The sequence below is a fragment of the Nitrosovibrio tenuis genome (genome assembly GCF_900109785.1).
Classification (GTDB): Bacteria; Pseudomonadota; Gammaproteobacteria; order Burkholderiales; family Nitrosomonadaceae; genus Nitrosospira; species Nitrosospira tenuis_A.
Window position 1 is genome coordinate 235156 of the sequence record NZ_FOBH01000004.1, and the last position, 21558, is coordinate 256713.

Below are 21558 nucleotides of genomic sequence, written 5' to 3' on the forward strand. Positions count from 1 at the left end.
CCGCGGGAGAACCACGTGAAGCTTTATCCTGCCTTTATCCCTCCAGTTAGTCGGTGATCCGGCCCAGCAGGGTTTCCCTTGTGTGCGCAGCGTTGTCCGCTATTAACTGAGTGGCGGCAGGAACCTGGCCCCATGTGTTCCATAGCAGGACTCCCCGCACGCGGCTGTCGCGCAAATAGTAAATCACCCCTTTGCGGAAGGGTTCCTGCCAGTCCTCGACAATATCCAGGCCGGGGTCCAGCTCCCCCACTGCCTCATAGCCGAGATCGAACAGATCAGAATAAAAGAAGGGCTGGTGACGGTAAACGTCCGTTTGCCCGGCCATATTACGGCCTGCCAATTCGCCCATGGTGTTGGCGTTGTCCTCGTGTTCCACGCGCATGCGTTTTTCCAGTATCGCGCTATAAAAATTGGCGACATCGCCTGCCGCGTATATGTCGGGCTCGCTCGTCCGCAGGAATTCGTCCACAACAATGCCGTTATCCACCGCGAGCCCAGCCTGTGCAGCCAATTCAGTGTTGGGCAGAATACCCAGTCCGGCCACAACCCCATCGACGGATATTTCCGTGCCATTTACTGTCGTTACAACTGTCTTGCCGCCCGTGTTTCGCACGGACTGGACCGTTTGGGAGGCAAGCACGTTAACGCCTTTTTCCCGGTAATATGAATTCAGGAATTCTGCAAGAGCAGGTGGATAAACACGAGCGCCAATAGCATTTTCCGGAAAAATCATGGTGACGCGCTTATCACTCATCGCAAGCGCCGCAGCAATTTCTGAACCGATGAACCCCCCTCCGATTACTACAAAATCCGAAGCATGATCGCTCAGTTCGCGCAACCTCCGGTAATCGTCAGCGGTTCTGAAATATATGATGCTGTCGTCCAAATCGGGAAAGCGCCGCACCACCCCACCGGTGGCGAGTAAAAGCTTTTCATAGGTATAAACATTTCCGGCATCATCGGTCGCGGTCTTTTTTGACGGGTCAACGGCCACAACTTTCTTTCCCAAATGCATCGCGACGTTAAGCCCATGGGCGCTGCGCCAAATGGATTCGAACGGTGCGCCTTTCCATAACGATTTGGTGAGCGGCGGCCGATCATAAGGCAGGTGACGCTCCTCGCAAATCATGGCAATGGCGCCGTCCTGGTCGATTTTGCGTATACCGTGGATAGCAGAATCAGCGGTCATTCCCCCACCAACGATGAGATATTTATGGTGTTTCATGATCATTCCCCTTTATAGACGCGCACAAGCGCACGATGAAAATTGACCAAATTCTTTTCCCGGTGATGAATTTATAGCAAACGTTGTCAAAACATAGCTGGGAACTGGTTTAGACGGACCCCGTCCAATAGGGTCCGGACACATTGGAATTTCCTTTTTCTCTAAAGCATGGTGACGCCCGTGGTTTTATAAAGTAAAGGGGGTGGACTGGCAGCAAACGGCGGGTACAACTGAAGAGCAAATGCGAATCCGCAGCTTCACCCTTATTCAACAAAGCGTTCGCCAGTATATAATGGGTTTCTCTACAAATTCAAAGTTAAGGCTGGGTACGGCCCGAATTTAATATCATGGATGAAGCGAAAACTGACTCTGGGGCGGCTGCTATCGATATTTGCGTACAACATGCGCGGGACATGCTGGCATCCCAGCTCCCGCTCATTAAAGACAAGGGATATGATTTCGCGCCTCAATTCAGGCAGATGACGATCCAGCTCTACCTGTTGGGCGTGATGTGGCGTTATGGCGAGAGCCTCAGCCTGTCCAATGCCCGTGATCACGCTTTTGTAGCGCTTCAATCCATGCTCATCAGCGACGGCATGAGTAAAAAACTGGCTCAACAGCGAATCGTGTTTTTGCGGAACATGTCTCAAGTGGAAGGCGGTGGCGATGCGCTCGCGGTAAGCATGGGCTATGGGGCCATAATGGGAGATAACAGCATGCCTGCGCTCTTTGATGAGTATCGAAATGAGGCAAGGGTTTCGGGCGCGCTGTGGCGGCTTTTCGAACGCGGTAAAAAGATTATGTTTATCGGCGGCGCAGTTGCCGCGTTTGTGGCGATCTGGGCTGCCACGATCCTGCTTCCAAAATCTGAGGGAATCGACATCCTGGCGTTTGGCCTCCTCGCCGCTGCCGCGGTTGTCGTTCCGATATTTCTGGTTGGGTTATTCATATATCGAGTCAAGATCAAAAAATCGGATTCTTCCGCCTCCTCTCCGTCCTGATTGCTGCACTTAAAAGATTACTCATGAATTTTGGGTGTGCCTGAGCAAGAGTGACTGCGGATGCCGCTGATAAAGGGAACGCTGCGATTGGAGTATAATTGCCGCCCCAACATTGCCACCTTACAAACAATGAGCGCCAAGATTATAAATGGCAATGCGATTGCAAGAGAGGTGCGTGCTGAATGGAAGATTCGCGCCACGAATCTGGCGGAAAGAGGGACGAGGCCGGGGTTGGCTGTAGTAATAGTGGGCGATAATCCGGCTTCCAGCATATATGTGCGAAATAAGGCCAAGGCTTGCAATGAGATCGGAATTTATTCGGAAATACATGAATTCCCCGAAAATTCAGTCCAGGACGAGGTAATCCGACGCATTCAGGAACTGAATGGGAACCCCTTGATCCACGGCATTCTGGTGCAATTGCCGCTCCCGCGTCACTTTGACAGCGGAAAAGTCATTGCATCCATTGCGGTGGAAAAAGACGTGGATGGTTTCCATCTTTATAACGTCGGCGCACTGGTGACCGGTAATACTATTTTTCCGCCGTGCACGCCTTACGGCGTGATGAAAATGCTGGAAAAGTCCGCTATACCGATTGAAGGGCAGCACGCGGTAGTGGTGGGGCGCAGCAATATTGTGGGGAAACCCATGGCGCTGATGCTCTTGCAAAAGGGCGCTACCGTCACAATCTGTACATCGAAGACGCGCGAACTGGCGGACCACACGAGGCGTGCCGATATCCTGGTGGTAGCTGCGGGAAAACCACGAATGATTACCGCGAACATGGTGAAGGCCGGCGCAACGGTGATAGATGTTGGCATTAATCGAATGCCCGACGGTAAAATTACCGGTGATGTGGATTTCGAGTCGGTCAAGGAAAAAGCGGGCAATATTACGCCTGTGCCAGGGGGTGTGGGCCCGATGACCATCACCATGCTGCTGTGCAACACCATCGAAGCGGCGGAGCGAGCAAGTAGACGTTGATGGATTTATAACGTGCCGATTTTTTAGGCCCGGGCTGTGCGGCTGTCCCCGAGGGCTTGGGCATTGAAGATTGTGCCGGATGAGGCCGGGGATCGCGAAAAAAAAATCTGGCGAACAGTTTGCTTGGACCCCCGATGGCTTCTGGGTCTTATCACGAGGTGAGGATTGGGCACTCCCGACACGGCCGCCGAAAAGCACTGGCTGGATATATACTGTGCGCCTCATGCTCACACCGGTTTAGCGGCGCAGTTGCGAATCCCTGGCTGCGGCCTATTGGCCTAGTGGCAGCCAAGCGCCTACTCATGTACCTTGGGCTGGAGTCCCCTGGCCAAGAGCATCAGCGCGACATCGACAAAGCCACAATGCGAGACGAACATGGAACCCGAACATGGAACCCTTACCTGACATAGATCCATCTGAAACACAGGAATGGCTGGACGCGCTGGAATCCGTGCTTGTACATGAGGGAACGGAAAGGGCGCATTATCTGCTCGAAAGGCTGATCGAAAAAGCCCGCCGTTCGGGAGCGTATCTTCCTTACAGCGCGACCACCGCTTATATCAATACCATTCCGCCGGGAAAAGAAGATCGCTCGCCCGGTGATCACGCACTGGAGCATCGCATCCGTTCCTATGTTCGCTGGAACTCCCTGGCCATGGTCTTGCGCGCCAACAAACATTCCAACGTGGGTGGTCATATTGCCAGTTTTGCTTCCGCCGCGACGCTCTATGACGTCGGTTATAACCACTTCTGGCATGCCGAGTCACAAAACCACGGCGGCGATCTGTTATTCGCACAAGGCCACTCGTCGCCCGGTCTTTACGCCTATGCTTTTCTTCTGGGAGAACTGACGGAGGAACAACTGAATAATTTCCGCCAGGAAGTCGAGGGAAAAGGACTGTCCTCTTATCCGCATCCCTGGCTCATGCCGGATTTTTGGCAATTTCCGACCGTATCGATGGGGCTGGGGCCGTTAATGGCGATTTACCAGGCGCGGTTCATGAAATATCTGGATAGCCGCGGGCTCGTCAAAACTCAAGGGAGGAAAGCGTGGGCCTTCATGGGTGATGGCGAAATGGACGAACCCGAATCGCTGGGTGCGATTTCGCTGGCTTCGCGCGAGAATTTGGATAATTTGATCTTTGTGGTTAATTGTAATCTTCAGCGTCTCGACGGGCCGGTACGCGGTAATGGCAAGATCATTCAGGAGCTCGAGGCCGCCTTTCGGGGCGCCGGCTGGAACGTTATCAAGGTAATCTGGGGATCATACTGGGATCCGCTGCTCGCAAAGGATACCAAAGGTCTGCTGCAACAGCGCATGATGGAATGTGTGGACGGCGAATATCAGACTTTCAAGTCCAGGGATGGGGCATATGTGCGCGAACATTTCTTCGGCAAATATCCCGAATTGCTGGCAATGGTCGCCAACATGTCCGACGATGATATTTGGCGACTCAATCGCGGCGGGCACGACCCGCATAAAGTCTATGCCGCATACTCGGCCGCGGCAAAGCATACCGGGCAACCGACCGTGATCCTCGCCAAGACGATCAAGGGCTACGGCATGGGTGAAGCGGGCGAGGCTCAGAACATTACTCATCAACAGAAAAAAATGGGTACCACGTCGCTGAAAGCATTTCGCGATCGCTTCGCACTGCCGATTGCAGACGACAAAATAGACGAAGTGCCGTATCTGAAATTTGCCGATGACTCGCCCGAGTATATTTACATGCAGCAGCGGCGGCAGGCGCTGGGAGGTTTTCTCCACCATCGCCGGCGCACGGCCGAAGCGCTGCAGATACCGCCGCTGTCCGCATTCGATACGCTTCTCAAGGCGGGTGGCGAGGGAAGGGAATCTTCCACCACCATGGCCTTCGTCCGCATACTGAATATCCTGGTTAAGGACAAAAGTATTGGTAAGCGGATCGTACCTATCGTTGCGGACGAGTCGCGTACTTTTGGCATGGAGGGCATGTTTCGGCAACTGGGCATCTGGTCCTCGACAGGGCAGTTATACACTCCCCAGGATGCCGACCAATTAATGTATTACAAGGAGGACAAGAACGGCCAGATTCTGCAAGAAGGTATCAACGAGGCAGGGGCCATGTCTTCATGGATGGCTGCGGCAACCGCTTACAGTACCCATGGCGTCCAGATGGTACCGTTCTATATTTTCTATTCCATGTTCGGCTTTCAGCGAGTCGGCGACCTGGCTTGGGCGGCCGGTGATATGCGTTGTCGCGGATTTTTACTGGGGGGCACCGCTGGACGCACGACTCTGAACGGAGAAGGGCTCCAGCATGAGGACGGCCACAGTCATCTGGCCGCATCGACTATCCCCAATTGCATATCCTACGATCCCACGTTTGCGTACGAGCTCGCCGTGATCATTCAGGATGGCCTGCGCCGCATGTATGAAGTGCAGGAAGACGTTTTTTACTATATCACTGTAATGAATGAGAACTACCCTCATCCGGAAATGCCGGTCAATGCGGAGCGAGGTATATTGAAAGGAATGTATCTGTTTCGCGAAAGCAGCGCCGGGTCGAGTTCCGGTCTGCGAGCACAATTACTGGGTTCGGGCACCATTCTGCGCGAGGTTATCGCGGCGGCGGAACTGTTGGAAAAGGAATATGGTGTTGCCGCAGACGTTTGGAGCGTCACGAGTTTCAATGAGTTGCGGCGTGAAGCACTGGACGTATCACGCTGGAACATGCTTCATCCGACTGAAACACCAAGGTTGACTTACGTAGGCGCATGTCTCAAAGACCGGGAAGGGCCGGTGGTGGCGGCCACGGATTATATGAAGGTTTTCGCAGATCAGATACGCGAATTCGTACCAAGGCGTTATAAGGTTTTAGGCACGGACGGCTTTGGGCGGTCCGACACACGGGAACGGCTGCGCCGATTTTTCGAGGTGGATCGCTATTACATAGCCATAGCCACGCTCGAGGCTCTGGCCGAGGAAAATAAAATTCCGGCTGAAAGAGTGGCGCAAGCGATAGCCAAGTTCGGCATTGATCCAGAAAAGCCGAATCCGGTGACAGTATGAGGAGTGAAACTGTAGAAACGAGAATGCGAGCGGACTCTTCCTCGCATAGGTCGGGCGGCAGGCTATGGCTTTGCAATCCCGGGGTAAACACGAGCGAAGGAAAAAAGTGTGGCAGAGAGTAAGCGGGTCACGGTTCCGGATATAGGGGATTTTAAAGACGTTCCCGTGATAGAAGTACTGGTGAAACCCGGCGAGTCGGTGAAGCCCGAAGATCCATTGATTGTGCTGGAATCAGATAAGGCAACGATCGAAGTGCCTTCCCCTTTCGCGGGTGTAATCGAAGAGGTCACGGTAAAGGTCGGCGACAAGGTCTCGGAAGGCACCCCCATCCTGACAATACAAGTCCCGGAAGCGGATAGCGCGCCGCCGGCTTCCCGGCCTGCGCCCGCTTCGGTCTCAGCCCCGCCATCGACTGCTCCTGCTCCCGCTCAAACGCATGATGTAGCCGAATCCCGGGATGGAGGAAGCCAATCGGCGACGCCGGCTCCCGCCTCGGCTTCACAATCACCTCGCCTGCCTGCACAGGGTGCTCCTATAGATGAAGCCGGCTTCGCGAAGGCGCACGCCAGCCCCTCAGTGAGGAAATTTGCGCGCGAATTGGGAGTAAATCTCGGCTTGGTGAAAGGCAGCGGGCCCAAGCAGCGCATACTCAAGGAAGACGTAAAAGCCTACGTCAAGGCCGAATTATCAAAGCCACGCGGTGCCGGAGCGGAACTTAATCTGCTGCCCTGGCCTCAGGTTGATTTTGCAAAATTCGGCCCGGTGCAAGTTAAGGCGCTGTCCCGTATCAGGAAAATATCCGGTGCAAATTTGCACCGTAACTGGGTGATGATCCCCCACGTTACGCAATTCGATGAGGCGGACATTACCGAACTGGAAGCGCTGCGTAAGGAATCTAACGAAGCAACGGAAAAGGATGGCGTGAAAGTTACCATACTTGCTTTTCTGATGCGGGCGTCCATATCGGCATTAAAGAAATTTCCAGAATTCAATGCTTCGCTGGATGCCCGTGGCGAAGACATGAATCTGGTGATCAAGAACTACTACCACATCGGTTTCGCGGCCGATACGCCAAACGGACTGGTGGTGCCGGTAATACGCGACGTGGATCAAAAAGGCGTGATCGGCATTGCAAGCGAGATGGCCAATCTTGCATCGCTTGCGCGGGATGGCAAGCTGAAACCCACCGATATGCAAGGCGCGAGCTTCACTATTTCCAGCTTGGGCGGCATCGGCGGCACGGCCTTCACTCCTATCATTAATGCGCCCGAAGTTGCCATTCTGGGTGTTTCGCGTTCCAGCATGAGGCCGGTTTATCGTGACGGGCACTTTACCCCGCGTTTAATGCTGCCGCTATCCTTGTCTTATGACCATCGTGTAATCGATGGGGCAACGGCCGCGCGCTTTACCACTCATCTTGTCGAAGTTTTGGCCGACATGCGCCGCGTACTGCTGTGACAGTGGTTTGCTCCTCGGCCCGAGCGATGCTTAACTGAAAGATGGGTAAAACCGGCTCCAGGCTCACTGGTATTTTCGGCGGCACCTTCGACCCTATTCATTATGGGCACCTGCGCGTAGCGGAGGAAATTGCCGAAATGATCAGGTTGGACGAAATGCGTTTTGTTCCCGCCGCGACTCCACGTTTACGCTGTGCCCCTGTTGCCATGATTCAACACCGCGTAGCCATGGCTCGTCTGGCCATTCAAGGTAATTCACGGTTCGTCCTGGACGAGCGCGAGGTTCACCGCCATGGCGTAAGCTATAGCATCGATTCCCTGTGGGAGCTTAAGCAGGAACTGGGGGAAAGCATCATCCTGTGCTTTGTCATCGGTGCGGATGCCTTTATGAAACTTCCCGAATGGCATAGCTGGCGTGAACTGTTCGGATTATGCCATTTCGTCATTGCTGCCCGCCCGGGTCATGCGCTCATGACCAATCCTGACGCACTGCCATGGGAACTGAAAGAAGAATGCGCGGAGCGCTGGGCACCGTCGACGGACGAACTCGGTCAAGCGCCCGGTGGATTGATCTTTATCGCGCCGACCACTTTGCTGGATATTTCCGCGACAAACATCCGTGCACGTATCGCTGCCGGAAAAAGCATCCGCTATTTGCTCCCCGACGCGACGCTGGATTATATTGCAGCAAATCATCTGTATTCGGAAGCGGGATGACACTTCTTAAACTGGTAAAAACAGCGGTTGCCGCGCTGGAGGAAATTAAGGCGCGCGACATCGAAGTACTGGATGTGACAAAAATAACGACGCTGTTCGACCGTATGATTATCGCCAGTGGGGACTCTACCCGGCAGACGAAAGCGATCGCGAATAACGTGGCGGAGAAGGTTAAAGCCGGCGGTGGTACAGTCTATGGTGTGGAAGGCGAGCAAGCCGGCGAATGGATTCTTGTTGACCTGGGTGATGTGCTGGTTCATGTCATGCAGTCTGCTGTACGCGCGCATTACAACCTGGAGGAATTATGGGCCGAGGCAAGAAAGATCAATAAGGCTGCGGTTGCGGCTCGAAGCAAGGCCGGTGTCACCCCTTCCACTGCCAGGCGACGCAAAGCCCCAGCTGAGCCCGCGCAAAAATCTACAGCTGCGCCTGCGCCGGACGCCGAAAAGAATAAGATACCCAAACCTCGCTTAAGGAAGGCGTGAGGCACCCCTGAAGAGTCTTCCGAGGCGACAGCCGCTTTTACGATAGGGATGCAGGCGCGCCCACGGGGCCATGAGCGCCGTCGCGGCACTCGTTCAGACAGATTTGTTCAGAGGTTTTCGGGATGAAATTTCTTGTTTGCGCGGTCGGCCATAAGATGCCGGGGTGGGTCGCGGCCGGATTTGACGAGTACGCCCGGCGCATGCCGCGTGAAGCTCACATTGAATTGCTGGAGATCAGACCGGAAAGGCGGGGCGAGGGTAAAAATATCGCGCAGTTACGGGCCGCGGAGGCCATTCGTATCAAAGGGGTGCTTCCGCCGCGATGCCGTACGGTAGCCATGGATGAGCATGGCAAGCAATGGACTACCGGCAAGCTCGCCGATTCCATTGCCGAATGGATGAAAAAAGGCGGTGACACGGCGTTTATCATCGGCGGAGCGGACGGGCTGGATGCTCATATCAGAAATTCTGCGGATGAAGTTGTGGCATTGTCCGCGCTCACGCTGCCTCATGGACTGGTGCGCGTGCTGTTGGCAGAGCAACTGTACCGTGCGCTAACACTAATCAAGGGCCATCCCTATCATCGGGTATAAATTAACGGCTGGGCTGGCTAGAGAGTTGGGGGTTGGCAACAAGCCGTGGCTATCCATTCAGGAATTTCTGTACCGTGACGCTTACGGATGGTCGTATTTACCTTGCTTCCCGTAGTCCTCGGCGGTTCGAATTGCTGAGGCAGATTGGAGTCAATTTCGAGCCGTTGCTGCTACGTGAGGCTTTGCCTCGGCAAGCCGATGTAGATGAGATTCGGCTGGCCGATGAAAATCCCATCGATTATGTTTCCCGTATTGCGCGAGCAAAAGCCGAGATGGGGCGCTTACGGGCTTTACAGAGAAGGTTGGCTGATCTCCCGGTATTGGCGGCCGATACAGCGGTCGTGCTGAGGGATCGCATTTTTGGCAAGCCGAAAAGCTTCGCCGACGCGGAGAAAATGCTCGGTACACTTTCCGGTCAGACTCATCAGGTCTTGACGGCAGTTGCGGTGACCACACAAAATGGAACTCACGTGCGCGTATCCGCGTCCACGGTGCGATTCCGTGATATCGGGGAACGCGAAATCCGCAGCTATCTTGCCGGTACTGAAGCCTATGATAAAGCTGGCGGTTATGCAATCCAGGGCATTGCAGCCGTTTTCATACCTGAGATTGCAGGTAGCTATAGCGGGGTAATGGGACTGCCACTATTCGAGACAGCACAGTTGCTGGAAGAGTCTGGTATACCCATATTTTCTTAACTTGGCAGTAAACCAGCTTTTGCATGAGCAGCGAAATTCTCGTCAACATTACGCCGCAGGAAACGCGAGTTGCCTTCATCGAGCAAGGCGCGGTGCAGGAATTGCACATCGAGCGAACCAGCAGCTGCGGGATCGTCGGCAATATTTACAATGGCCGCGTTACCCGCGTACTGCCGGGAATGCAGTCCGCCTTTGTCGACATCGGCCTGGATCGCGCTGCCTTCCTCCACCTCGCTGATATATGGCGGTTACGCCAGAGCGAGGATGCTGATAAACCTATCGAAAGACTGCTGCATGAAGGGAAGAACATTCTCGTCCAGGTTATCAAGGATTCCATCGGTACCAAGGGGGCGCGCCTTTCTACCCAAGTCAGCATTGCCGGGCGAATGCTGGTCTACCTGCCTCAGGTTGCCCATATCGGCATTTCCCAGCGCATAGAGGATGAAACCGAGCGTAAGTCTCTCCGCGAGAGGCTGAAGCATTTGCTGCCGTCCGGAGAGAAGGGCGGCTTTATCATTCGTACGATGGCTGAGGCCGCGAGCGAGCAGGATCTGCGCACAGATATCGAATACCTGCACAAGCTATGGCGCGATATCAAGGAGACGTCGGCGGCTGCGCTGCCTGGGTTGTTGTATCAGGACCTGAATCTCAGCTATCGCGTCCTGCGGGATTTCGTGAATGACGACACAACGCGTATTCTGGTTGATTCGCGCGAGACATTTCAGAAGATGAGGGCATTTGCCCAGGTTTACATGTCCAACGTGATGGACCGGATAGACCATTATGCTGGGGAGCGGCCATTATTTGATCTGTATGGCGTGGAAGAAGAAATCGAAAAATCCCTCGCGCGGCGCGTCGATCTGAAATCCGGCGGATATCTCATTATCGACCAAACCGAGGCGCTTACCACGATCGATGTGAATACCGGGGGTTTTGTTGGCGTGCGGAGCTTCGACGACACCATTTTCAAAACCAACCTCGAGGCGGCTCAGTCCATAGCGCGTCAGTTGCGTCTGCGAAATCTCGGCGGCATTATCATTATCGATTTTATCGATATGGAGGATGCAGAGCACAAGAACGCCGTACTTGCGGAATTCAAGAAGTCATTGACCAAAGACAGAACACATATGACGGTAAATGGCTTTACTGCGCTTGGGCTGGTGGAAATGACGCGGAAACGCACGCGTGAAAGCCTTGCTCATGCCCTGTGCGAGACGTGTCCAACCTGCCAGGGCCGCAGTAAAATAAGGACAGCACAAACGATGTGTTACGAAATTCTGCGTGAGTTGCTGCGCGAATCCCGTCAATTCGATGCGCGCGAGTTTCGGATACTTGCATCGCAACAGGTGATCGACCTGTTTCTCGATGAGGAATCCCAAAGCTTGGCGCAACTGGCCGATTTTATTGCCAAACCCATCAGTCTGCAGGTCGAGGCAACCTATACCCAGGAACAATATGATGTGATTTTGATGTAGCAACTGTGGCGGATAAATTAGAGATCATCGGCGTGTTTACTGCCGATCTCCATCTCCAGATTTCCGTCTCCATGGACGATGTATTCGGACTTCTTTGTGCATCGCTAACTCGGAGATAACTGCTTTCATTGCCTTGGCATTTAAACATCGTTCTCCCGTCTTAGAGCTTATCGGCTATCAATGTGGGAACGATACGCAACATGGGATCTTGTGAGCGCATCGGTAAACGCGCATCGGTAAACACATTGATATTGTGATTACGCATATCTCCTTTTGATAAGCCTCGGTTACGGGTAGCCGTACTTCGGTCCAATGGTAAAATCTCGCAATGCGGTTAACATAGGGAAACCAATCGCTTCCTTTTTTGGCGAGCTTTTGCGGCGCAGCGCTTAACGCGGATCATCACTGAACTGTTTGTTTGCATATGGCTCACGCCCAAGCAGGCGCATTCGGAATGCGCTGATTGGGTTAATCTTTGCAATAAAAGGTCGAATAACTTCTAATAATGGGACTCCTATGGTCGACACATCAGCTTTAGACGAAACATATGAGCTGGCAGATATACTGATAAAGAAAGCGACGAAAGAGCAACTTGCGGAATGCGCGCGATTGCTCGCCTTGAATCTTGCTCATCATCAGATAAACCATGCGGAAATACCGGTGGAGGAGACCCTCTCTCTATTGCGCAGGGCTGAGCCCAACGAGGAGCATTTAAACGTACTTATCGAAGGGATGCTAAACTTGATAGGCGTTTTGGTGAATGTATGCGGCGGACCGGGCCATGTAAGGCATTGATGCCGACCGGCGGTTTTCTGCTTTTCAGTCAGAACGGGCGATGTTGATGCAATTCAGGGCCCGTGACCCGCGTTTCCCCCGCTCCTTTTCCGTGCTTCCCTTGGAATCATCCCGAGTCTTAGCATACCGTTCCTGTATGCCCGGCATTCCTTCAGGCATTCTTCGATAAATGTGCCCCGCAAGATGACTCAAATATATTACATGCTCTTGCGCATGCGTTTAATCAGCGGTGACTGCCCATGCGCCTAGACGAGGAATCGCCTTATCTTGCAACAGGGGTGAGCCGCCGGGAAGCATGGTCATGGGCGATGTTTGATTTTGCCAATTCCGGCTACACGACCGTTGTCATTACCGCAATTTTCAACGCTTACTTTGTTGCGGTCATAGCGAACAACGAGGACTGGGGAACGCTTGCCTGGACGATATCGCTCGCGGTGTCGTACGGGCTCATCATTTTGACCGCACCTGTGGTGGGGGCCTATGCTGACGCATATGGCGCGAAAAAACGTTTGCTGCTTCTGACCACCATAGGCTGCGTTCTTTTCACCGCTATGCTCTACTTTGCAGGACCGGGCGATTTATGGTTGGCCGCAGCGCTCGTTATCCTTAGCAATTTTTTTTTTGGTACCGGTGAAAACCTGATCGCAGCATTTTTGCCGGAGTTGGCACGGAGCGATACGCTGGGTAAAGTGTCAGGCTGGGGCTGGAGCTTTGGTTACATCGGTGGTCTTGTCAGCCTGGGTCTATCGCTGGCATATGTCACTTGGGCGCAGGGGCAAGGCCTGCCAGCTGACCAGTTTGTTCCCGTAACCATGTTGATTACGGCCGGCTTGTTTGCGGTATCCAGTATTCCGACCTTCCTTTACCTCAAGGAACGGGCTCTACCCCAGCCGCACAGAGCCGGAATTAGCGTGATGCATGAAGCATTTGCCAGACTGAAGGAAACGCTCGATCGCGTACGCGATTATCGCGATCTGACCCGATTCCTGGCCTGTCTCGTATTTTACCAGGCGGGTATACAGACTGTTATTACACTGGCGGCTATATATGCTCAGCAGGTGATGGGCTTTAATACGGCCGATACCATGTTTCTTGTGCTGGTGGTTAACGTCACGGCTTCGGTGGGCGCATTCGTTTTCGGAAATATGCAAGACCGAATGGGCCATATCCGTACCATGGCGCTGACGCTTCTTGGTTGGATGGTTATGGTATTGCTTGCGTGGATGGCGGAAACGCGTGGGATGTTCTGGCTGGCTGCAAATGTTGCCGGCCTGTGTCTAGGGGCATCCCAGTCAGCGGCGAGGGCTTTGGTAGGCTATTTCAGCCCAGCGCCGAGGCGTGCTGAATTTTTTGGATTGTGGGGATTAGCGGTGAAATTGTCATCGATACTCGGACCTTTGACCTATGGTTTGGTAAGCTGGATTTCACGGGGCGATCACCGGCTTGCCATGCTGATCTCCGGCGGTTACTTCATTATCGGTCTGGCGATATTGATGAGTGTAAATATACGTAGGGGCCGCGAAGCCGCTCTGCACGCTGAAGCGATCTGACGATTTGCCAAGGCGGGTACAATTCGAAACAATACCGAATGGTATCTTTCTGTATCTTTCTTTTACCCACTCGCTTGCCCGCCCCCCGGTTGCCAATTGATATGCAGCTCAGCGCAAAAGGAAACCCTGACGCGTCTTAATGATGCATATGGTGGTCGTGCGCCTCGTTCGCTCCGGCTGGGGTTTTGCCAGCCTGGGATTTTTTAGCGGGTTTCGCCTTGGGCTTGAGCGGCGTGAAGCGAGCCGATTGCGCTTCGTATTCTGGCAATTTGAGGAACACGATAATCGCCGTGTCCGGGGTGACAGAGAAATCCCCGCTGCCCCTGAGCATGTTGTCGCCAGCAGGTTCCAACTTTACCGAAGTTTTAGGTTTTGCCTTGCCTACCTGGATGCTTGCTTTGCCCACTCCTCCCTCCGTGGCAACATTGTTATCCCCGTGATCCGTTACATAGAGTACGATTTCCTTGTCCTTTGTGACGAGCTCCAGATGATACGGCCCCGCCATGCGCATCTGCCCACCATGCGGCGTTGTGATGTTGTCGAAGTGTTGCTCGGTATGCGCTGAAACGGGCAGTGATACGGCCAGCGTCGTACTAATCAATACAGTGGCCAATGATTTGTGCATCTCTTCTCTCCTTATGCGGACTGCGAACTACGGGGTAACGATCAAATTTGATTGAAAGATAAACCTGCTCCAGGCGTTATCCCACTGGCTGATCTCTTGTGTTTTATTGACCGCGCGCTCAATGGACGTGATCGCCGGGTGGTGGGAGGATTTCCTTTTCCCGGTTGAGTTGTGCGAGCTGTTGCAGCAGCATGTCGGCATGATTCCAGCCCGGGCCGTCGGCATCGGGTATCCAGCGGGCGCGCAGGTAGCCAAAGCGGTCGATTACGAATTCCATATGGCGCGGCAGGGTGCCTTCGCCCAGGAGATCGGGTTTGGACAGCGTCCTGCGAAACAGGGCGTAGCTTTGCACGACCTCATGGGCGCCCTGGTTGACCACGGGGAAGGGAACCTGCGCGGCGATGTGGGCCAGTTCCTGTGCGCTGGGGTCGCCCTCCGGAACTGCCAGCAGGATGGTGTTGGCCTGGGCGAGCCTCGGATAGAGCTCGCCCAGCTCACGGAGCCGCTCCTGCGAGTGTGGCCACGAGAACAGGACGAGCAGCACGTTCTTCTGTCCACGGAAGTCTTTCAGGGTACCACTTGAGCCATCGTACGCGGTATAGGAGAAGTTGGGCGGGCCCATGTTGGGCTGGGGTTGCTCGGGTTTGACCTTGGGGCTCATCAGGCGCGCCTGGTAGCCGCGGGACATGGCATGCAGGTAATTGACCACATCCCAGCGGTCTTCTTCGGTGAGCTTGTCGGCAAATACCGGCATGCCGGTATCGGGAATGCCGAAGGTCAGCCAATGGAAGAAGTCGCCTGCGGTATGCTTGGCGGTATGCGGTTCGGTCAGCATGTCGACCGGCGGTTTGGCAAAGCTCTTGGCCATGACGCCGTCGCCCTTGCCCTGGGACCCATGGCAGGCCACGCAGTTCTCGGCAAAGAGGCCCGAGCCGTTGGCAATGGAGATGGTATCAAACGGGACCGGGGTCTTGCGGTAGGTTTCCGGATAGGCATCAACGGCCAGGGGCGGCAGGCCTGTGGCCAGGGCGGCAACGATGAGCGCCGCCGGGACGCCGATGCGAAGCTTGGTGTTCCAGTGTTTGCGGCGCCCGAGGGCGATGGCCCCGCCGGCGGCCACCAGCAGCGCCACGCCGCTCCAGACTCTGGTCATCACGGTGGGGTCGCCCCAGGTGGCCGCAAGCGAGAAGCGGAACGAATAGGGCCACTCCTGGATGAGGGCGTGCTTGGCGGGCACGGTGTTGGCCACGATGGTGGCAAGCAGCACGATCCCCAAGGCGAGCATGAATTCGAAGCTGACCCACTTTCTGAGCTTTTGTCCGCCCGCCAGCGCACGGTCCAGGTTTGCGCTGTCCTGGGTGTTATCTTTGGTTACGCTGTCCTGGCTGGCCGAGCCCTGGGCGAGCAGCGGCAGCCAGGTGGAGCGGGCGCGCGCGGCAATCACCAGCACCACGCCCAGCAGGGCAACCTTGGCGTCGAGCAGCCAGCCATAGCGGGTGGCGACCAGCCCGCTATAGCTGGCATCGACCATGCGGTCGGTAATGATGACGCCGGTGGCGATCACGGCCAGCATGACGGGCAGCGCCATGGCCGAGAAGCGCTTGAGCGCCTCTGCGCCGGCCTGGACCGCTTGTTCGCGCGATTGGAACAGGGCGTGGATGCGGGCTATAGCCTCGGTCTGGATGCCGGGACGCGCGCCGCCTTTGGTTGCCTTATCTGCGCCCATGGGCTCGGTGCAGGCGAAACAGATGGCCAGGAAGGCGGGCAAGGCCCCAAACCACACGCTCGCCAGGATGATATGCAGGGCGTAAGGCAATACCGACAGGAGCGAGAGCTCTTCGGCCGCGGAGTGGCTCGCCAGCGCCCCCACGGTCAGGGTGATCGATGCGGCGGTGGCGCACAGCAGGTATTTCCAGCGCGCCCGCGGGCTGTAGCGCAGGTAGCAGGCAATGGCAAGCACTGCCACGGCGCAGGCGGCGCGTCCGATCCAGATGTGGCCCATGCGGGTATTTTGCAGCAGTCCGAGCCAGGCCTGGACCCGCCAGGCGTTATCGGGGACGCCGGTGGCCTGGGCGGTGGTGGTGGCGAGAATGCCCAGCAATCCCACCAGGAGAATGAGTCCGAGCCAGGGCAGGGCGCGTTCCAGGCGGGTGACCCAGGGGGAGTGGAAGGCGCCGGCAATGGCCAGAAATACGCAGCCGCCGACCAGGATCATGTTGGACGCAAGCTGTAACCAGCGAAACAGCGTCGCGATGACCTCGATCATTTTGCAGGTACTTTGCTCTTTACCGTGAAGTCGTAGGACGAGTCAACCACGTGGCCGTCCACCGACAGTACCCGGAACTTTACCGTGTATTTCCCGGGAGATAGCTGCGGCAAGGGCAGGATGATGGATTTGGGGTCGTCTTGGGCAACCTGGGGCTTGGCTTCGCTGACGCTCTTGTCCGCGTGGGTGACGCCAAGGGAGGCGTAATCCTTTTCCACTTCTTCGTTGAACCAGAGCCTCACCTGGGTGGGCGGCTGGGTGAGCTGCGCCCGGCGCGGGGGCTCGGCCTTGACCAGCATGGCATGCGCCAGTACCGGCGCACTGTACAGGCCCGCCACCAGCGCCGTGATCAGCGCGCTGCCCGTCACGACCCGCCGGAGGGCGGGAGTCATCCATGATTGCATGTCTTTGCTCCTCGTTCAGAACCGCTTCCACTCGCAACGGGAGAGATCGATATCGAGACAGACGGATATCCTCTATTGTCCCCCTGTCTATACCCCCTTGAGTGGTGCAGGTATTTTATTGGACTGCTTTGCTTCAGTATGGTTCAGGTGCTGCCCGGGCAGAGAACAGGATGGGCTCTGCCTGCTGATGCTTCAGCGGGCGCTTGCTTTAAGCATGCGCCCGGTTCATCAGTTGCGTTCAGTCTTTGCATTCAGTCTTGTATTCCAGTCCTTGCATCAAATCGTTCAGGTCGCGCTCATTTTCGTGGGTTTGCGCCCGCGCAGGAAGAATACCACCGCAGCCACCACCACGGCGGCAATGGCGCCTATGAGGAAGGGCGAGGTGCCTTTCGGTTCTCCCACCGAGAAGGGGAAGCGCGAGACGTATTCCTGTTTGTCACCGACGGTTACCAGGCCTACGAATTTGCCGGGCTGCATGAAGTCGTATTCAAAGTTGATCGAGCCATTGGGGTAGACTTTGGCCGGGATGTGCAGGATGGTGATTTTATCAAGGTTTTCCTTGGCTTCCGTGGCCGCCCCGGTATCGCGGATGATGCGCACTTCGGTCGGCAGGGGGCGCAGTGCCTCTTCGATGTAATCCAGCGCCACTACGGTGCGGCCCGTGGCCGGGATGTCTTCGCAGAATTCCTTCTCTTGCGTGGCTTCCGGCTGGTAGCCGGTAAAGTGCATGGTATAGGGGCCTATGGTGAGTTTGCAGACGTCATCGGCTAAAGACAATCCGCCATGGGCTTGCACCTGGGTGGCATAGGGCGCGCTCATGGACAGCGTCAGGCACAGGAGCGCAGGTTTTATGAATTTTAAGGACATGATCAAATTCGCCTATAGATTGGTGGGTCAGATATATGGATCAGATACCGGATCGGATTCGGAAGCGCTGATCCGCGCAGGTTCCGGATCAAACAGGTTATGAGCGGCATACCGTCATGGGCGAGTCCCGGAGCGCCAGCGCTGCATGCGCTTGGATTTCATGAGTTTGTATCCCAGCAGGGCCAGAAGCAGCAGGGCTATCAGCGGCCCGACCGCGGTGCGAAAGATATTGGCATAGTTGATCATCTGTACGCGCAAGGGATACCGGTAGGTCAAAGGCGGCGTTCCTTCCGCGGTAATGATGACGGTGTACAATCCCTGATCGAGGCTGGCCTCGCCCCGGATCACGCCGTCAGGGTGATGGCTGGGACGCTGCAGGCTGACCGTCTCGTCTTCCGCTTCATTCGTTCCCTTGACGACGCGCATGCCGATGGGCATGTCGCGCAGGGCGGGGTCGACGAGGTCCACCACCAGATAGGTATCTCCGCCTTTGGGAATTTCGGTGCAGTATTGGGCGCCAGCGTCAAATTGCGGTTGGTAGGCGCTCAGGTGCACCATGTTCTCGCCGATCCGGCGCACGCAACTGTCTTCTTCCAGCGATTCCTTTCCATGGGCGCCGGCTGCGCCGGCATGGAGGGCCGCAATCAGGATGAACGCCGCAGTTGCCAGGGGCCGCGCCATTGCCTGTATCGGTGCACGCATCGCCGTCCGTCTCATTCGCCTAACCACGAACGGGTCCTCCCGCTTGTATTGCAAAGTTGCCAAGAGTCACTGTCTACAGAGCCGCTACAATGGTTCAGTCCGTCCCTCCGATGAGGCGCTTCCAGAGGTCAAGACGATTTGTTTGCTGGATTTCTATTCATTCACTTAAAAAAACACCGATCCACCTTCGTCTTTGGACGGCGGCGAACCGGTGTCCCGGTGTCCCGGTTAGTATGGGAACCTCGGGTAGAGGTTCCCCAGTTTCCTAGAGCTTGGTAAAGACCGGTATCACGGCACCGGCAATGCTGTTGATGTTGCGATCACCCGCTTCGTTCCAGGTCATCAGCAATCCGCCAAAGCGGCTTTCCGGGTCACCCAGGAGCGCCATCAGGCGTTGTACTTCCCACAGCGCATCTTTCGCTTCCATCTTGACTTCACGCGTCTCGCCAGGCTGGATCGGTGTTTCGTTGTCAAACGACAAGCCCGTGGCTACGAGTTCTTTCGGATAGTTGCGGTCCAGGTGCTTCAAACCCACTTTGTTGATGAAGCGTACGCCCGCCGTGGTGAATTCGCCAATCCGGTAGGCGCTGTCGCCGCTGTTGGTGACACTCATGGTCACCCGCAGGGCGCGTCCCGGTACGTCGTAGTTGGCGTGGGTCACCTTGATGGAGATGGGGTTGGGCTTGACCGGCATGGGTTGCACTTTCGATTCGCCCGCCTGAATCGGCACGGTGTAGGGGTGTTTGCTTTCGGTATACCGATAGCCGCCCCATACGATGCCAAAGGTCAGGATCAATACCACCCAGGCTACTTTCTTGTCCATCGGATCGAGCAGCAGTTCGTCTCCATAGGCCAGGAGTACGCGGCTGCGCGGCAGGAACATGGGCCGGGCAACGTAGTAGCCTATCCAGAAGATGCCAAGTCCCAGCCACAGGGCGTGCCAGAACATGCCATTGCTGTAGTTGAAGGTCTCGGTGTCGATGGTCTCGCCCGTCAACAGCTTCACCGGGTTGGTGAAGTCGTCCCAGCTGCCGGTGATGTTCATCCAGGCTGCAGGCCCTGCAATCGGGCCTGCGTCCTTGATGTTGACCATGGCGTGCATGTGGTGGCGTCCCGGTATGCGCGCTTTGAGCTTGGCTTCAAAGGCGTAGTCGCGGCCAATCTCGAGCGGACCCGAGATGTAGGTCGGTTCGCCATTGAGCTTGGTGGACAGCCGTACAAACACGGGGCTGGGGCTGCCTACGTTGAAGAAGGCGCGTCCCGGCTTGCCAACGGCCCGCGGCCAGTCTTCCGCCAGGTGGAATTTGCCGGTCATGGCGGCAAAGTCGTTCACCTTGGTGGTTTCAGGCCCCCATTTCATGTCGTACCACTGGATGGTACGCATGCGCAGGAACGGTTCCTGCGAGCGTTCGCCGTGGGCAGAGGCCGGCTGTATGTCGAGCATCAGGCCCATGCTCAGTGCGGCTGCGCCGCACAGGCCTGTTAAGCTGCGTTTGATCAGGTTGTTCATTTTATTTGATCCCCTCCGGAAACCCTTCTTCGCCGTATGCGGTCACGTCGTTCTTCATGGATACGCGTCCACGGGCACCCTTGACGTAGTAGAAGGCGGTGCAGTAGACCTTGCCAAAGTACCACCATACGGTGAACATGAGCATGGAGACAAACGCGGAGAAGAACGCGGCAATCACGGTGGTGTGGCCGCCAAAGGTGCGCAGTGAGCCTTGTTCGATCAGGCGTACGTACTCAGGTGTGCCGGTGCGTACATACAGGAACCCGGTGTAGTCGGCTACCGACAGCAACACGCCTTCGGCTACCAGCGGCAGGTGGGTCGGACCAAAGATGGGCCAGTTGCCCGGGTAGAACAGCAGGCCAAATGCGCCGCCTCCGACCAGTGCGGTGATCATCCAGTTGCGGGTGAGCAGCATGACGGTATCCATGACCAGTGCCCCAGGTATCATGGTGGAGGGAAATACGAAGTTGATGGGGTAGTGCGACCACCAGTAAAATCCCCAGAATCGCGTCAGCCATTCGCCTACCAGCAGGCAGACGATACACAATGTGGCGCCATAGGGCAGTCGGTAGTTCACCCATAGGTAGTACATGATGGCGGCACAGTAGGTGATCCCTACTATGGGGGTGACCACAGGCCACCATTGACGGTCTTTCCAGTCCAGCCAGAAGTCCCAGTCGCCCGCCAGCAACATGAAGTGCATGTGGTAGGTCCCTACCAGCAGGATGCATAGAATCGGGAAATAAATCACGTCTATCATCCTGGACATCTTTACTGCTTCAGGCGGCATTTTCGCCGCCCGTATAATCTCATCTGTTCTGCTCATCGCACCCTCCCCTCAAGTATGTCTACGATCTCTAAAACTCTATGTGTTGCTTGTTTCTGTCTGTCTTGCCGTTTGGCTGTCTTGCCTTCCCTGCCGCCCAGTCCGGTCCGGCGTGCGCCGGTCCGGTGTGTCTCTTCAGGCGGCCCGGCCACTGGCTCTCCGGTCAAGCCGGGAAGCCAGGGCCGCAATACAGCTTTTTGCTGCCGATCAGCAATTTCTGCCGATTACGGTACGATGCGGTTGTTGAGGATGACTTTGCTCTGTCCGTTCCAGACTACGTCCGTGAGGTTGGAGTAGCGGGTGATGATCTGGGCAGCAATGCCGCC

19 protein-coding genes and 1 pseudogene are annotated in these 21558 nt (G+C 55.8%); 11 read left to right on the forward strand and 9 right to left on the reverse strand.

What is annotated here, in order from left to right; genetic code table 11:
* Window positions 1-46: 46 nt before the first annotated feature.
* On the reverse strand, window positions 47-1225 hold the full coding sequence (locus tag BMX00_RS07710; RefSeq protein WP_090828430.1) for an NAD(P)/FAD-dependent oxidoreductase: 1179 nt from the start codon (window positions 1223-1225) through the stop codon (window positions 47-49).
* A gap of 347 nt (window positions 1226-1572) precedes the next feature.
* On the opposite strand from BMX00_RS07710, the gene BMX00_RS07715 reads away from it, so the two are divergent.
* The 11 genes from BMX00_RS07715 (at window position 1573) to BMX00_RS07765 (ending at window position 14032) form a co-directional block, all read left to right on the forward strand.
* The gene (locus tag BMX00_RS07715) at window positions 1573-2226 is read left to right on the forward strand and encodes a hypothetical protein (RefSeq protein WP_090828431.1); all 654 of its coding nucleotides are present in this window, start codon (window positions 1573-1575) and stop codon (window positions 2224-2226) included.
* Window positions 2227-2355: 129 nt separating this feature from the next.
* Window positions 2356-3210 (forward strand): bifunctional methylenetetrahydrofolate dehydrogenase/methenyltetrahydrofolate cyclohydrolase FolD, encoded by an 855-nt coding sequence (folD, locus tag BMX00_RS07720; protein ID WP_090828472.1) that lies wholly within the window; start codon window positions 2356-2358, stop codon window positions 3208-3210.
* 388 nt (window positions 3211-3598) lie between these two features.
* A complete protein-coding gene (gene aceE, locus BMX00_RS07725) occupies window positions 3599-6262 on the forward strand; it encodes a pyruvate dehydrogenase (acetyl-transferring), homodimeric type (RefSeq protein WP_090828432.1) in 2664 nt (887 codons plus the stop codon).
* 108 nt (window positions 6263-6370) lie between these two features.
* Entirely contained in the window at window positions 6371-7720 is a 1350-nt protein-coding gene (gene aceF / locus BMX00_RS07730; protein ID WP_090828433.1) for a dihydrolipoyllysine-residue acetyltransferase, read from the forward strand.
* A gap of 41 nt (window positions 7721-7761) precedes the next feature.
* The gene (gene nadD / locus BMX00_RS07735; protein WP_090828434.1) at window positions 7762-8436 is read left to right on the forward strand and encodes a nicotinate-nucleotide adenylyltransferase; all 675 of its coding nucleotides are present in this window, start codon (window positions 7762-7764) and stop codon (window positions 8434-8436) included.
* Entirely contained in the window at window positions 8433-8921 is a 489-nt protein-coding gene (gene rsfS / locus BMX00_RS07740; RefSeq protein WP_090828435.1) for a ribosome silencing factor, read from the forward strand. Before nadD ends, rsfS begins: the two co-directional genes overlap by 4 nt.
* 122 nt (window positions 8922-9043) lie before the next feature.
* Window positions 9044-9514, forward strand: a complete 471-nt coding sequence (rlmH, locus tag BMX00_RS07745) for a 23S rRNA (pseudouridine(1915)-N(3))-methyltransferase RlmH (protein WP_090828436.1) — start codon at window positions 9044-9046, stop codon at window positions 9512-9514.
* Window positions 9515-9546: 32 nt separating this feature from the next.
* Window positions 9547-10212, forward strand: a complete 666-nt coding sequence (locus BMX00_RS07750; RefSeq protein ID WP_425433876.1) for a Maf family protein — start codon at window positions 9547-9549, stop codon at window positions 10210-10212.
* Window positions 10213-10235: 23 nt separating this feature from the next.
* Window positions 10236-11687: a ribonuclease G gene (rng, locus tag BMX00_RS07755; protein WP_090828438.1), complete on the forward strand. Its 1452-nt coding sequence runs from the start codon at window positions 10236-10238 to the stop codon at window positions 11685-11687.
* 516 nt (window positions 11688-12203) lie between these two features.
* On the forward strand, window positions 12204-12482 hold the full coding sequence (locus tag BMX00_RS07760) for a hypothetical protein (protein ID WP_090828439.1): 279 nt from the start codon (window positions 12204-12206) through the stop codon (window positions 12480-12482).
* Between the two features lie 239 nt (window positions 12483-12721).
* Window positions 12722-14032: an MFS transporter gene (locus BMX00_RS07765; RefSeq protein ID WP_245727919.1), complete on the forward strand. Its 1311-nt coding sequence runs from the start codon at window positions 12722-12724 to the stop codon at window positions 14030-14032.
* Window positions 14033-14168: 136 nt separating this feature from the next.
* Here the strand turns inward: BMX00_RS07765 and BMX00_RS07770 are convergent, their stop codons facing one another.
* From BMX00_RS07770 to BMX00_RS15015, 8 genes and pseudogenes are all read right to left on the reverse strand, one after another.
* A complete protein-coding gene (locus BMX00_RS07770) occupies window positions 14169-14657 on the reverse strand; it encodes a hypothetical protein (RefSeq protein ID WP_090828440.1) in 489 nt (162 codons plus the stop codon).
* A 118-nt stretch (window positions 14658-14775) separates the two neighbouring features.
* Entirely contained in the window at window positions 14776-16923 is a 2148-nt protein-coding gene (locus BMX00_RS07775; protein WP_090828441.1) for a c-type cytochrome, read from the reverse strand.
* On the reverse strand, window positions 16920-17327 hold the full coding sequence (locus tag BMX00_RS07780; protein ID WP_245727921.1) for a copper resistance CopC family protein: 408 nt from the start codon (window positions 17325-17327) through the stop codon (window positions 16920-16922). The genes BMX00_RS07775 and BMX00_RS07780 overlap by 4 nt, the downstream gene beginning before the upstream one ends.
* Window positions 17328-17612: 285 nt before the next feature.
* On the reverse strand, window positions 17613-18194 hold the full coding sequence (locus BMX00_RS07785; RefSeq protein ID WP_245727923.1) for a hypothetical protein: 582 nt from the start codon (window positions 18192-18194) through the stop codon (window positions 17613-17615).
* A gap of 114 nt (window positions 18195-18308) precedes the next feature.
* Window positions 18309-18911, reverse strand: coding sequence for a hypothetical protein (locus BMX00_RS07790; protein ID WP_245727924.1), 603 nt, complete (start codon window positions 18909-18911; stop codon window positions 18309-18311).
* Between the two features lie 250 nt (window positions 18912-19161).
* A complete protein-coding gene (locus tag BMX00_RS07795) occupies window positions 19162-20406 on the reverse strand; it encodes a methane monooxygenase/ammonia monooxygenase subunit B (RefSeq protein ID WP_090828442.1) in 1245 nt (414 codons plus the stop codon).
* A gap of 1 nt (window position 20407) precedes the next feature.
* Complete coding sequence (locus tag BMX00_RS07800) at window positions 20408-21232, reverse strand: methane monooxygenase/ammonia monooxygenase subunit A (RefSeq protein WP_090828443.1); 825 nt, start codon at window positions 21230-21232, stop codon at window positions 20408-20410.
* Between the two features lie 224 nt (window positions 21233-21456).
* Window positions 21457-21558: pseudogene (locus BMX00_RS15015) on the reverse strand (methane monooxygenase/ammonia monooxygenase subunit C); the annotation flags it as partial.

Bases quoted from the DNA above. Each gene is read 5' to 3' on its own strand.
- BMX00_RS07710 (WP_090828430.1), bottom strand. From the start codon at position 1,225: ATGAAACACCATAAATATCTCATCGTTGGTGGGGGAATGACCGCTGAT.
- BMX00_RS07715 (WP_090828431.1), top strand. From the start codon at position 1,573: ATGGATGAAGCGAAAACTGACTCTGGGGCGGCTGCTATCGATATTTGC.
- folD (WP_090828472.1), top strand. From the start codon at position 2,356: ATGAGCGCCAAGATTATAAATGGCAATGCGATTGCAAGAGAGGTGCGT.
- aceE (WP_090828432.1), top strand. From the start codon at position 3,599: ATGGAACCCTTACCTGACATAGATCCATCTGAAACACAGGAATGGCTG.
- nadD (WP_090828434.1), top strand. From the start codon at position 7,762: ATGGGTAAAACCGGCTCCAGGCTCACTGGTATTTTCGGCGGCACCTTC.
- rsfS (WP_090828435.1), top strand. From the start codon at position 8,433: ATGACACTTCTTAAACTGGTAAAAACAGCGGTTGCCGCGCTGGAGGAA.
- rlmH (WP_090828436.1), top strand. From the start codon at position 9,044: ATGAAATTTCTTGTTTGCGCGGTCGGCCATAAGATGCCGGGGTGGGTC.
- rng (WP_090828438.1), top strand. From the start codon at position 10,236: ATGAGCAGCGAAATTCTCGTCAACATTACGCCGCAGGAAACGCGAGTT.
- BMX00_RS07760 (WP_090828439.1), top strand. From the start codon at position 12,204: ATGGTCGACACATCAGCTTTAGACGAAACATATGAGCTGGCAGATATA.
- BMX00_RS07765 (WP_245727919.1), top strand. From the start codon at position 12,722: ATGCGCCTAGACGAGGAATCGCCTTATCTTGCAACAGGGGTGAGCCGC.
- BMX00_RS07770 (WP_090828440.1), bottom strand. From the start codon at position 14,657: ATGCACAAATCATTGGCCACTGTATTGATTAGTACGACGCTGGCCGTA.
- BMX00_RS07775 (WP_090828441.1), bottom strand. From the start codon at position 16,923: ATGATCGAGGTCATCGCGACGCTGTTTCGCTGGTTACAGCTTGCGTCC.
- BMX00_RS07780 (WP_245727921.1), bottom strand. From the start codon at position 17,327: ATGCAATCATGGATGACTCCCGCCCTCCGGCGGGTCGTGACGGGCAGC.
- BMX00_RS07785 (WP_245727923.1), bottom strand. From the start codon at position 18,194: ATGTCCTTAAAATTCATAAAACCTGCGCTCCTGTGCCTGACGCTGTCC.
- BMX00_RS07790 (WP_245727924.1), bottom strand. From the start codon at position 18,911: ATGAGACGGACGGCGATGCGTGCACCGATACAGGCAATGGCGCGGCCC.
- BMX00_RS07795 (WP_090828442.1), bottom strand. From the start codon at position 20,406: ATGAACAACCTGATCAAACGCAGCTTAACAGGCCTGTGCGGCGCAGCC.
- BMX00_RS07800 (WP_090828443.1), bottom strand. From the start codon at position 21,232: ATGAGCAGAACAGATGAGATTATACGGGCGGCGAAAATGCCGCCTGAA.